We start from the raw sequence: 13,195 nt of genomic DNA, 5'->3' as shown, positions 1-13,195 counted from the left end.
CGTTTGGTTTAATTATATGAAAGAACAAATTTCGACAGTTTATCTGGCTTTCAAATTCGCTATTCTTGATCATGCATATTCCAAAAATGAGATAATTGGAATCATATCCTACAATTCAATTTTGATGGAAAATTATCTCGATACTTTTGGAGAGAATGAACTTGATAGCTTGATTAATCTTTATGCTAAAGGAGGAGATATATCGGTTTCGAGTAAAATTGTATTAGAACTTTTACGCAAAAAGACATTAGAAACAAATCCAAACTATGGTCAAATACTTAAGACACTCGATACAATGCCTTGGCTTGGAGGATTAGATACAAGTAAAGAGCATGAAATTGCAGAACTGATATATTTTGAAGAAGAAATAGAAAATTTTCAAATGACAGAAGCTGTAATATCGCGAATAAAACATTGTGTTAATGGCTATCAGGAATATGATATCGAAAGGTATCTCAATAATAATTAAAATAATGTAATTATTGGTGTCTTACAACCCGCACCCTCAATTTCAACAGCAATGCCAGGCACAGCAGGAAATCAACAGCATAATAGGGCAGCAGGATCGTATCAAAAAATTCACGGGGATCTTTCAGTATCAATGGAAGCAGCAACATAGTAAAAAGTAATGCTTCCAATATAAAGGTCACTTTCTTTGGGAATGGCTTTTTAAGTATAAGCCCGGCAATTAATAACGCCCCAAACCACAGCGGCAGGTGAAGAATAAACCCAAACATATAAGCCTGTAGCCAGCTATACGCGCCCATAGGCTGGCTATAGGCCAATGCCGCAACGAAGAAAAGCGAATACGCCAGTACCGCTGTTAAAAATACCAGCAGGCAAAACTTCAGGAAGTTTTTGTTTTCGGGTTTCATGATATAAATATAGGAATTTTCATAACACGAACCCTTTTTCCCGACCTGCCCTTGTCGGTAGACAGGCTGCGCTCGAACTGATAACGATGTATTTCGTATTTACGTTATGCTGTCACATCGAGCGCAGTCGAGATGCCTAAACCCGTAACTATTCCTCTTCTTTAAGCGCATTCCATCCCCTTGCTTTCAATGGGATCTTGGTATTGGCGCGGGTCACCAGGTGGATGCCTTCGCTTTCCTGCGTCATATGGCCGATGATGGTAAAGTTAGGGTTGCCCTTTATCTTATCGTAATCATCCATGCGGATGGTGAACAGCAGCTCATAATCTTCGCCGCCGTTGATGGCAACCGTGGTACTGTCAATATTGAATTCCTCGCATACATTAATAAGCTGCGGGTCGAGCGGTAGTTTGTCTTCGTATAAATTACATCCTACACCCGACTGTTTGCATAAATGCATGATCTCAGACGACAATCCATCCGATACATCGATCATCGACGTAGGCTTTATTTCCAGCGCTTTCAGCAGTTCCTTCACGTCCATACGCGCTTCCGGTTTCAGCTGGCGTTCTATCAGGTAAGTGTACGCATCAAGGTCGGGCTGGTTGTCGGGGTTTACCTGAAACACCTGCTTTTCCCTTTCGAGCACCTGCAGGCCCATGTAGGCCGAACCAATATCGCCGGTAAGTACCAACAGGTCGGTATCGGTAGCGCCCACGCGGTAGGTAATATCGTCTTCATCAGCTTCGCCGATAGCGGTAATGCTCAGGATCATCCCTTTTTGCGACGACGTGGTATCGCCCCCGATGATGTCCACCCCATATACCCTGGCAGCATGCTTAATACCGTCATAGAGCTCGTCTAACGCCTCAACAGGGAAGCGGTTGGACACTGCTATCGAAACGGTAATTTGCGTCGGCTTGGCGTTCATGGCGCAGATATCCGACACGTTCACCACAGCGGCTTTGTAGCCCAAATGCTTTAGCGGCATATAGGCCAGGTCAAAGTGCACGCCTTCGATAAGCAGGTCGGTTGAAACCACCACTTTCTTCTCCTTAAAATCAAGCACAGCGCCGTCATCGCCAATGCCTTTTATGGTTGTGGGCTGTGCTATTTCAATATTTTGGGTAAGGTGCTCTATAAGCCCGAATTCGCCAAGGTTAGAAAGGCTGGTACGGGGCTGGTTTTTGTCTTCTATCATTTCTTGTGAGTTGCAAGTTTAAGGTTGCAAAGTTACAAAGTTTACAAGTAGGAGTGGGGGAAAGTTTATCATAGTAATTTACAGGTAGAGACACATTGAATGTGTCTCGCGTGCTGAGGTGTTTTTCATTAGCCTGTAGACGCATTCAATGCGTCTCTACAATAATTGATCGAATCACACACCAAAAAAACCACGAAGTCTGCTATCCCGTCGGACTTGTAGAAATAAATGCCTTCGCCTTCAGACGCATTTTCATATTCAATAAATACTACTGTCCGTGATGAAGGTCGTGCATAATCCGGGGAAATATCGTCAAACACAGACTCTTAGTAACTGTGATGCATTGATCTTATTTTCCTGCCACATACAACTACATAACTATAGTTTTTGAAATCAAATACGATATGTTTTGCAAATTCCCTTTGTTGCTCCGTGTCTTTATTTGTAGAAAAATAACTTTGCAGTTCACTATCCGAATGAAAAAACTGATAGGCATCAGGATAATACTCATTCCGTGTATTTGGAATTTCACCGGCCAGTTCAAACTTCAGGTAATTTTTATGAAAAAACGCATAAGAGATAATGCCAGGATGATAAGAATGTAAAAGAGAAATGCTTTTTTCATTATGCTTTGAATTTACGGAAAGCCTGTATCATTTCGTATATCCCAAAGGCGATAAAGATTTTGCCGAGGATGAAAAAACACTCCCTAATACAATACAAGATTCAGTTCTTCAAGACGAATTGCCATAGCCTCAATTGAAACACCAAACAGTTTCGAGAGTGATGTAAAATAATTGTCATTGTATAACTCCGCAGAAGCTAACTTTCTAGATAGTCCTCTTCTATCCTTACATTCCCGCCTTAAATCAATAGTACTACGCCCACCAAATTTAAAGGCTAAGTCTTCATTGAGTTGAAATTGCGGTACGGAATAAATTCTATGAAACTCTCGTAATATTATTCTTTCAGGCATAAGAAAATAGGTGGCAAATTTATCAGCCTCTACTTCAGTATAATCACGGCTTTTCCGAATACCAATTGAGTCACACGGAATATCTCTATGCAAAATGGGCTGACTATGGAGTATTGCATGACCTAATTCATGTGCTGCCGTAAACCTTCTAACCTCATCTGAGTAATTGTTTGAAACTGCAACCAATTTATTAGGCTGATCAATAACTCCTGCAACCTCAACATCTCCGCCATCTTCATAAGCGACAGCATATCTGCCATTTTCTATATATCCATATCCTAAAACTTGTCTGAAAATTATATCAGGGCGTAAGATTTCTAAAACATCATTAGGAGTGTTTTTCTTCCAAATTAAGTTTTTGTTAGCCCAAATGAGATTCTGCAAATCCCGGGCGCAATTTTCTATTTTTAGCTTTTTATCTGCTCTATATTTCTTAATAATCTCATTAATACCTTCAAATAAGGGAACTTTAGCATCATATTCATCTTGTAGTACTCTAATTCTTGCGTTTACAACGATGCTTAGCTCTTGATAAACTTTATCAAGACTGTCTACCTTCGCTACTACAGATTTAGTATATTGATATTCATCACTACTATATGATAGTACATTAAGTCTAATTATTGATATGCATCCGCTTATAGCAGAAACTGCTCCACTTAAACCTACCTGAGAATCTCCTCTTGCAGCTTTGAAACCATAATCAAAAATATATGCTGCGATTTCTGCTAATTCTTTACAAAGAAGTCCAATTTCTAAAGGTATATCTATAGAAGTTTTAAGTTGTTCTAGTGCCTCAAGTCTCAACTGATTTTTTTTAATTTCATCCTCTTCATTATCGCGTTCAGTTCTTAAAATTATAGTTTTATCAAACTGCTCCGAATCTATTTGAAACAATCTTGTCAGACTTGGGTAAATCCGATTTTCAATTTGCTCTTGGAAATCCAATATTTCAGTAAAGATGTTCCCGTATTGTTTTCTCCTTTTTTCTTCAGTTGTTAAACTGATTACTGTAGAGATAAGTTTTGCAGAAACCATACCTTGAAATGCTGCTGCACTACCAGATCCTGGCTTATGGTTGCCTTCTCCAAATTTTTTCATCAAATCGGCAACCGTTTTCTCTATTAAATTCATGTTTTTAATACTAATAAACACAAAGATAAGCAATTAGTTTAAATGTTAAAAAAAGAATCTTATTGTAGAATGTGTGACTATCATATTCACAAAAAACCCGCAACATCTCTGCCGCGGGTCTCTCATCTATTATCTAAAAATCTCTCATCTAAATCTGCTCATCCTTCTCATGCTTGCTTTTCATTGCCCAGTAAAAGAAATTGGGGAATATAAGCAGCGTAAAGAGCGTTGCTGTAACCAGTCCGCCGATGATAGCAACGGCCAGTGGTTTCTGCGATTCGGAACCGATACCGGTAGATATCGCGGCCGGCATCAGGCCTATGGCGGCCATCAGCGCGGTCATTACCACGGGGCGGGTACGCGACTTAACGCCCTCGATGATCGAGGAAGCCAGGCTCATTTTCTTTCGCAGGTTGGAGTGGAACTCCGAGACGAGTATCACGCCGTTCTGGATACAGATACCCAGCAGAGCGATGAAGCCCACACCCGCCGAAATACCGAAGTTGATGCCCGTGAGCTGCAGGGCCAGTATACCCCCAATGATGGCAAAAGGGACATTGACAAGCACCAGCAGCGAGTCTTTTATATTACCGAACATGATGAACAGCAGCACGAAGATCAGCACTAACGATACCGGCACCACCTGGGCGAGTTTGGCGCTGGCGCGTATCTGGTTCTCGAACTCACCTGTCCAGCCAATGGTGTAGCCTTCGGGTAGCTTCAGGCCTTTTACGCGGGCCTGCGCATCGGCAATGGTGCTACCAAGGTCGCGGTCGCGCACCGAGAATTTCACCCCGATGAACCTTTTGGTATTGTCACGGTAAATAAAGGCCGGCCCGGTAGCGGTATTCAGCGATGCGATCTCCTTGAGCGGCACTTTGGTACCGCGCAGCGTAGGTACCATAAGGTTCATGATGTCTTCTTCGTCCTTACGGTAATCCTTGCGGTAACGCAGCCTCACATCGAATTTTTTCTCGCCTTCGTATTTCTGTGTTGCGGTCTTACCGCCTATCGCCATTTCAATAATGCTTTGGGCATCGCTTTTCTGCACGCCGTAGAGCGCCATTTTTTCTTCATCAAAACGGATGCTTATCTCGGGCTGCCCCACATTGCGCAGGATACCGATATCCTTAACACCGTCTACATTCTTCATCCGGGCAATGACCTCGTTGGCCAGCTTGTCGAGCGTTTTCAGGTCGTCCCCGTAGATCTTCACGGCGTTGCTGGCATTCATACCCGCCACGGCTTCGGCCACGTTGTCAATGATCGGCTGCGAATAGTTGAAGTTGATCCCCTGGAAGTTCTCCAGCTTTTTGTCCATTTCCTCCACGAGGCCGTCCATAGTGATCTTGCGCTTCCATTCTTCCTTAGGCTTCAGGTTCACCTGCATCTGAACATAATAGAAGCCGCTTGGGTCGGTACCGTCGTTGCTTCGGCCCGTTTGCGAAAGCACGCCATTCACTTCGGGGAAGGTACGCAGCACCTTGCGCAGCTCGGCCACGCGGTCTACGGTTTCGGTAAGAGACTGGCTCATAGGGAATTTTGCCTCCACCCACAGCGCGCCCTCATTCAGCGGTGGCAGGAATTCGGTCCCCATGAACTTGGCGGACACCAGTGTAAGCCCTAAGATCACCAGTGATACAATGAACGATATTTTTTTATGCCTGAAGGTAAAGCTAAGCCCTTTGGAAACCGATTTGTCGAAAAACCGGACGAATACATTGTGCTTTTCCTTTACGTTTTTGTTTAAGAGGATCGAGCACAATACCGGCACGAGCGTAAGGGTAAAAATAAGCGCGCCAAGCAATGCAAAACCAAGCGTCCACGCAAGGGGAGAGAACATTTTGCCTTCCACTTTTTCAAAAGAGAAAATAGGGAGGAGGGCAGAGATGATGATCAGCTTACTGAAGAAGATGGCCACACCCAGCTTGGAACCTGTCTTGCGGATAAGCCCCAGCTTGGCCAGCTTGTTGAAGCGCTTTTCGCCCACGTTGTGCTGCAGCTGGTCGAGTGCGACAAAGAGCCCCTCGACCATGACGACCGCACCGTCTATAATGATACCAAAGTCTACCGCACCCAGCGAAAGCAGGTTGGCGCTCATGCCCTTGAGCCTGAGGCACAGGAAGGCGAACAGCAGCGCCAGTGGTATGATGATCGACACAATGACCGTGGTACGCCAGTCGGCCATAAAGAGGAATACGATCAGGGTAACGAGCACGATACCTTCCACAAGGTTGTGTGTTACCGTGTGGGTACAATATTCCATGAGGTTATCGCGGTCGTAAAAGGTAACCATCTTCACATCCTTCGGCAGTACATTGTCCTGCACATAGGCGATCTTTTCCTTAAGCGCAGCAAGGACTATCGATGGGTTTTCGTTCTTACGCATTACCACGATGCCTTCCACCACGTCGTCATTGTCGTCAAGGCCCACCTGGCCCACACGCGGCACGTTGCTTTCTACCACCTTGCCAATATTCTTGATTAGGATTGGGTTGCCGTTGTATTGCGCCACGATGGTATTTTCTATATCACTGATGCTTTCCAGAAGCCCGACACCGCGTACCACATAAGCCTGGCCGTTCTTCTCGATAACGTCTCCACCCACATTCACATTAGCCTTACTGATGGCATCGTATACCTGAGGCGAAGTGAGCTCGTATTTTTGGAGTAATATAGGGTCTATCTCTATTTCGTAGGTCTTTTCGCGGCCACCAAAGGCAACTACGTCGGCTACACCGGGTACCGAGCGCAGCTGGCGGTCGATTACCCAGTTTTGCAGGGTAAGCAGGTCACGGGTGTTTTTGTCCTTGCTTTGCAATGTATAACGGAATATCTCTCCGGTAGGGCCGTATGGCGGCTGTACATCGGGTTCGATGCCTTCAGGCAGTTCTACGTTGCGCAGCTGGTTATTCACCTGCTGCCGCGCGAAGAAATCATCCACATCATCATCGAATATGATCTTTATTATCGAAAGCCCGAACATCGTAATGCTGCGAACATTGGTTTTCTTCTGCACCGAGTTCATCGAGATCTCAATAGGGGATGTCACGAAACGCTCCACTTCCTCGGCGCTGCGGCCTTCCCACTGCGTTACGATGATTATCTGGGTATTGGTAACATCGGGAAATGCTTCAACCGGTATGTTTTTATAACTGATAACACCTGCTATCACCACAATGGCTACCCAAAAAAAGGTAAATAGCTTATTGTGAAGGGAAAACCCTATTATGTTTCTTATCATTTTTACCATGGCTGCTGCAATTAGTCGTTAATGGCATCATAGATGAGCAGGTTGTTCTTCACGATAACCTTTTCACCCGCCTTCAGGCCCGATGATATGTAGGTTTTGTCATCAAGCGCACGGTATACCGTAACCTCCCTGGTGTCAATATTGTCCTTCCCGTTGAACACCATCACGAAGTTTTTGCTTTTGTCAAACACTACGGCCTCGCTTGGTATGGCTACAAATTTTTTATCGTCCGGAAAATGCACGGTAACGGTAGCGTTCATTTCGGGCTTAAGCGCCACTCCGGTATTCGGTACGCTTATCAGGGCTTTTGCCGCCCTTGTATCGGGATCGATTACATTGAATATCTTGTCAATTTTACCCTTAATGTCTTTATCAGGATATGCTATGGTATGTATGTCTACCTGCTGGTCTGTTTTTATCTTGTCCAGGTCGCTCTCGTTCACATTCGCCAACACCCATACGCGGTCAAGTTTCGCAATGGTAAATACCGCGCTCTCACGGTTGCTGCTCAGCATCTCGTTCGGGCTGATGTCCTTGGCTACAATGTACCCGCTTATAGGCGCGTACATGTTATAAACCGACCCGCTTTTCAGCCTGTATATCTGGTTTACTTCTTTCATCCTTCGTTGCTCGGCCTTTGCTTTGTCAAGCTCTTTCTGGGCCATTACCAGCTCTTTTTCGCTGGCAAGCTTTCCCTCATACATGTCTTTCGCGCTTTGCAGGTTGCGCTCGGCTATGCTCACATTCGCGTCGGCATCGCTGGCCTGGCTTTGGAAACCCGCAATCTCGGTACTGCGCACACTTGCAAGCAGCTGACCCTGCTGTACATAGTCGCCCAGCTCGGCCTTTATTTCGATCACATTCCCCCCTACGGCCGGGAAAACCTGGCTCACGTTGTTATTCTCTGCGCTTACTTTGCCAAAAAGGCGTATTTCGTTTTGCGCATATTCTTCATCAGCGGTAGCAAAAGTGCTCCCCTTATACATCGTTTCGGTCATCACAAATTTTTGTGGTGCCTCTTCGTGTTTCTGTTCATTTTTAGAGCAGCCAGTCGTCATTGCCATCATGGCTGCGCCCATTAATACTATATAGCCCGGTGTTTTCATTTTTTAAAAGTTGTTAGTGCCTGTTACAAAGTTTATCCCTGCAGCGGCGATTGCAAGTTGTTTTTTAACCCTTTCCACTTCGGTCTGCGCTTCGTTATATGCTTCAAAGAAGTCGGCAAACTCTATCATGGATACGTTGCCTTTCTGGAAATTGGAGTTGATGCCGTTGAATACTGCATCAAAATCCTGGTTGATAAGCGAGTTAATGCGTTTGTATTCCTCAACGCTGCGGGTAAAGTTCTGGTAAGCGGCAAGAACCTCGTTGGTAACTTCAAGTTCTTTATAGCTCACATTTTTCCCCGCTTCCAGCTGTCCTGTCTTCGCTTTCTGGATATTGCCCTGGTTACGGTCGAAGAACGGCAGTGATATAGCAAGCCCCATATTGTACTGGTTCCTGAAAGCATCGCCCGCCTGGTTGTAGCCCCCGCGAAGCGTTACATCCGGAATAGCGAGGCTGCGCTGCAGCTTAAGGTTAAGCGCTGCCGATTCTGTCGCGATCCTTGCCTGGTTAAGGTCGGCCCTGTTTTTCAGCGACTGGTTCAGGATTTCATCATAAACAAAATTTTTGGCAGCAAAGCTGTTCGCATCATCGGTGCCGTATCTTGTTTTAATTGTTGCTGAGGTGCCGAGAAGCACATTCAGTTTTTGCTGCTCCTCAATAAGCACCTGGCTTTCTTCCGATTTGTCGTTGTTGATCTTTACATAAACCGATTTTAAGCGCACCAGGTCTTTAAGGGCCACATTGTTCTTGCTTACCTGCACTTCATAACTGCTGATGAGTTCCTGTAGCTTTTGCAGGAGCAGGTCATATTTTTTAATGATCTTTTCCTGGTTGTGCAGGGTGTAGAACGACTGCCATATCTGGTATTGCAGGTTGCGGGTCAGGTCGGCAAGGTCGGCCTGAGCCATTTCCTTGTCTTTTTTTGCCAATTCTATTCCGGCTTTACGCTTGCCTCCAAGCAGGATAAGTTGTTCTATCCCCGCGGCAAAATTGCCTCTGTTACCGGTAGGAAAATAAAGGTTGTCCTGCCCCTGGTAGGCAATCATATCGGCGCTTACCTCAGGGTTTGGGTATACTTTACTTTGTATTATGGCCGCATCGGCTTTGTCAATACCATACTGGCCGACAAGCAGCAAGAAATTGTTCTTGAAAAAAAGCTCTTCTGCCTCTTTTATGGTAAGGTCGAGCGTTTGAGGGTTTTGTGCAGCCATATTGGCCCAGCATAGCACTATTGCCATGCAGGACATTATTTTTTTTAATGTCATGTCGATTATTTTAATACTATTATGTAGACTGGTTTGTATGCAGATACAAGCCGTGCCGGAAACATAGGTAAAACCTACGCGAATAACATTACACTGCCAATAAAGGCAATGTTCCGGATTAAGAAATGTAAATAGTATTAAGCCTCGGGCGGAGGGGAAAATAAAGCCAGGTAAGGCGAATAATAAGGGGAATCCTGATAAAATGTATCGGGAAGCACGACCCTGAAGTTAGGCTGTGCAACAGATTCAAAAACGAGTTCTTCTTCCTGTTGCGGACAGGTCCATGTGGTTTTCTTAATGTTTAATTTGTGGCCAACGGGCGATTTGGTATGGTGCTCGGGGATAGCGTTCTCTATATGGATCACATCTTCCAATACAAGCTCTACCACACTGTCCACCTCTTCGAAATCTTCGTCTACAATATCATTCTCCCTCAGGGTATGTGGGTTATCGATACTAAAATTGAGGATATGGAGTGCCATAAGCAACCATAAAATACGATGACGAATATGTATTTTGTTTATCCTCACAAGGTTTTCAGTTTCGTAACTGCAAATGTATATTTTTCTGCAACATAAACCTTGCCAAATTTAACATTCCTTTATGGTTTAATAATTATATCGTTTGAAAGTTGTAATTCTCTTATTTAACGTAGTTCGATATGAGGTTTATGTCAGGATTGTCACTTCGAGCACAGTCGGGAAGCAAGAATAATGGAATGCCGCATTTTGACTGCGCTCAATGTGACATTTTCGTTCTTCTTTGAGGATATTTTCGATTGTCAGTTTCTGATCAATAAAAAACCCGGCCATCGCTGCACCGGGTTCGTAATTCGTAATTTATATCCGTAATCGATCTTAATCATTCAGCTTCAATACCGCCATGAATGCTTCCTGAGGTATCTCTACATTACCCACCTGACGCATACGTTTCTTACCTTTCTTTTGCTTTTCGAGGAGCTTACGCTTACGTGAAATATCCCCGCCGTAACATTTGGCGGTAACGTCTTTACGGAGTGCCTTAACCGTTTCACGCGAGATTACCTTTACGCCGATAGCGGCCTGGATAGGTATGTCAAACTGCTGGCGCGGAATAAGTTCCTTCAGCTTCTCGCACATTTTTTTACCGATATTATAGGCATTATCTTCGTGTATCAGTGCTGAAAGCGCATCTACACCCTGGCCGTTCAGCAGTACGTCGAGGCGAACCAGCCTGGAGGTACGCATCCCGATAGGGGAATAGTCAAATGAAGCATAGCCCTTAGACACTGTCTTCAGCCTGTCATAGAAGTCGAATACAATTTCTGCCAGCGGCATGTCAAAGTTCAGCTCTACACGTTCCGTGGTCAGGTACGTCTGGTTGGTAATGAGGCCGCGCTTTTCGATACACAGGCTCATTACGTTGCCTACGAAATCCGACTTGGTAATAATAGTCGCTTTTATATACGGTTCCTCCACATGGTCCAGTTTGGACGGTTCCGGAAGGTCGCTCGGGTTGTTTACTATAATGCCTTTTTCAGGTTCTTTTTTGGTGTAGGCAAGGTACGATACGTTGGGAACTGTAGTAATCACCGTCATGTTGAACTCACGCTCCAGCCTTTCCTGTATAATCTCCATGTGAAGCATCCCCAGGAACCCGCATCGGAAACCAAAGCCCAGCGCCGCAGAGCTTTCTGCCGTAAATACCAGCGAGGCATCGTTCAGCTGCAATTTCTCCATCGAGTTGCGCAGTTCTTCATAATCCTCGGTATCTACAGGGTAAATACCCGCGAATACCATTGGCTTTACATCCTCAAAACCGCTTACCATATTGGTTGTTGGGTTTTTGGCATCGGTAATAGTATCCCCAACTTTTACTTCTTTTGCTTCCTTAATACCGGAAATAAGGTAGCCCACATCCCCCGCGCTCACGATCTGTTTCGGAACCTGGTTCAGTTTCAGCGTACCTATCTCATCGGCAAAATATTCATTGCCGGTAGCCATGAATTTAATCTTCTGGCCTTTTTTTATCGATCCGTTCTTTACCCTGAATATAACCTCGATCCCACGGAACGGGTTATACACCGAGTCGAATATCAGCGCCTGCAATGGCTCCTCCGGATCGCCTTTAGGGGCAGGGATGCGCTCAATGATCGCTTCAAGTATTTTATCTACGCCGAGGCCGGTTTTTCCACTGGCCGGGATAATGTCGTCCAGCTTGCAGCCTAACAAGTCCACAATGTCATCACTCACCTCTTCCGGGTTGGCGCTCGGCAGGTCTATCTTGTTAAGTACAGGAATAATTTCAAGGTCGTTTTCCAGTGCCAGGTAAAGGTTGGATATCGTTTGTGCCTGTATGCTCTGTGCGGCATCCACGATAAGCAGCGCGCCTTCGCATGCGGCTATGGAACGGGAAACCTCGTAAGAGAAATCGACGTGCCCGGGAGTATCGATAAGGTTGAGGATATACTGCTCGCCCTTGTAAGTGTACTCCATCTGTATGGCGTGGCTTTTTATGGTAATGCCGCGCTCGCGCTCCAGGTCCATATTGTCAAGCAGCTGCGCCTGCTGTTCGCGGGCGGTAACCGTTTGTGTGGCATCAAGCAGGCGGTCGGCAAGGGTGCTTTTTCCGTGGTCAATGTGTGCAATTATGCAAAAATTCCTTATATGCTTCATCTTCGTCAGTTATCAATTTTTTGTGTATTTCGCCCCAAATAAGGCGGATACCCTCGCTTACCGGTAAAGGTAGCGTTTAATCGGCAAATATAGACAAAGTTAGCGAGTTGCAAACGATAATTGTATAATGCGGAAAACGTGCCGGCCTAAAAAAGAAACAGTGCATAAAGGGGGCTCTATGCACTGCTTTAAATAGCTTTATTTTACGGAATATTATGCGACGATAATGACCTTGGGGGACACGGTTATTACGTCAAATATCTTTAAAACTATAATACAAATGAACAAATTTATTTGAAATGTGATGGTTTCACAAATGTTAAAATTATAAATATTTATTCCTATTTAAAACTATAACGTTGTAGTAATTGTGATATTCTCTGTTATTATGAAATGTAGGTAGGAATTATGTATTTATTAAATGAAAATTATTCAATAAGTAAATAGTGATAAATAAAAAAGCGGAACATTTTGAGTCCCGCTTTTGATATAATTATATGTAGATGTAATCTTTATGAAAGTTTTGTTTCACGTTTTATTAGGATATATCCTAGCGCACATCCCGCAATAAGAGTTACAGTTACGTATCCGTCTATTTGTGCTTCATCGTTAACATCATCGCCATCGCCATCACCATCACCGAAATCCTGTGCTGTTGTTATTATAGGCAGCAACAGCAGAAAAAAACAGATTGCAGGTTTATAAATATTTTGTTTAATCGACTTCATGG

At 44.4% G+C, this 13,195-nt stretch carries 10 protein-coding genes; 1 reads left to right on the top strand and 9 read right to left on the bottom strand.

Annotated elements, in window-relative coordinates; translation table 11 throughout:
* Positions 1 to 16: 16 nt before the first annotated feature.
* Entirely contained in the window at positions 17 to 469 is a 453-nt protein-coding gene (locus HYN59_RS03580) for a hypothetical protein (RefSeq protein WP_108776957.1), read from the top strand.
* A gap of 10 nt (positions 470 to 479) precedes the next feature.
* Here the strand turns inward: HYN59_RS03580 and HYN59_RS03575 are convergent, their stop codons facing one another.
* From HYN59_RS03575 to HYN59_RS03535, 9 genes are all read right to left on the bottom strand, one after another.
* The gene (locus HYN59_RS03575) at positions 480 to 875 is read right to left on the bottom strand and encodes a hypothetical protein (protein WP_108776956.1); all 396 of its coding nucleotides are present in this window, start codon (positions 873 to 875) and stop codon (positions 480 to 482) included.
* A 148-nt stretch (positions 876 to 1,023) separates the two neighbouring features.
* Positions 1,024 to 2,076 (bottom strand): thiamine-phosphate kinase, encoded by a 1,053-nt coding sequence (gene thiL / locus HYN59_RS03570; RefSeq protein ID WP_108776955.1) that lies wholly within the window; start codon positions 2,074 to 2,076, stop codon positions 1,024 to 1,026.
* Positions 2,077 to 2,785: 709 nt separating this feature from the next.
* Entirely contained in the window at positions 2,786 to 4,186 is a 1,401-nt protein-coding gene (locus HYN59_RS03565) for a cyclodeaminase/cyclohydrolase family protein (RefSeq protein ID WP_108776954.1), read from the bottom strand.
* Between the two features lie 148 nt (positions 4,187 to 4,334).
* Positions 4,335 to 7,439: an efflux RND transporter permease subunit gene (locus tag HYN59_RS03560; RefSeq protein WP_108776953.1), complete on the bottom strand. Its 3,105-nt coding sequence runs from the start codon at positions 7,437 to 7,439 to the stop codon at positions 4,335 to 4,337.
* Between the two features lie 11 nt (positions 7,440 to 7,450).
* Positions 7,451 to 8,545 (bottom strand): efflux RND transporter periplasmic adaptor subunit, encoded by a 1,095-nt coding sequence (locus HYN59_RS03555; RefSeq protein ID WP_108776952.1) that lies wholly within the window; start codon positions 8,543 to 8,545, stop codon positions 7,451 to 7,453.
* 3 nt (positions 8,546 to 8,548) lie between these two features.
* A complete protein-coding gene (locus tag HYN59_RS03550) occupies positions 8,549 to 9,811 on the bottom strand; it encodes a TolC family protein (protein ID WP_108776951.1) in 1,263 nt (420 codons plus the stop codon).
* 137 nt (positions 9,812 to 9,948) lie between these two features.
* A complete protein-coding gene (locus tag HYN59_RS03545) occupies positions 9,949 to 10,293 on the bottom strand; it encodes a hypothetical protein (protein ID WP_108776950.1) in 345 nt (114 codons plus the stop codon).
* A 375-nt stretch (positions 10,294 to 10,668) separates the two neighbouring features.
* Positions 10,669 to 12,465 (bottom strand): translation elongation factor 4, encoded by a 1,797-nt coding sequence (gene lepA / locus HYN59_RS03540; protein ID WP_108776949.1) that lies wholly within the window; start codon positions 12,463 to 12,465, stop codon positions 10,669 to 10,671.
* Between the two features lie 512 nt (positions 12,466 to 12,977).
* Positions 12,978 to 13,193 (bottom strand): hypothetical protein, encoded by a 216-nt coding sequence (locus tag HYN59_RS03535; protein ID WP_108776948.1) that lies wholly within the window; start codon positions 13,191 to 13,193, stop codon positions 12,978 to 12,980.
* Between the last annotated feature and the right edge of the window lie 2 nt (positions 13,194 to 13,195).

This window comes from Flavobacterium album, from assembly GCF_003096035.1.
GTDB classification, from domain to species: domain Bacteria; phylum Bacteroidota; class Bacteroidia; order Flavobacteriales; family Flavobacteriaceae; genus Flavobacterium; species Flavobacterium album.
This window is presented reverse-complemented; position numbering and strand designations above follow the sequence as displayed.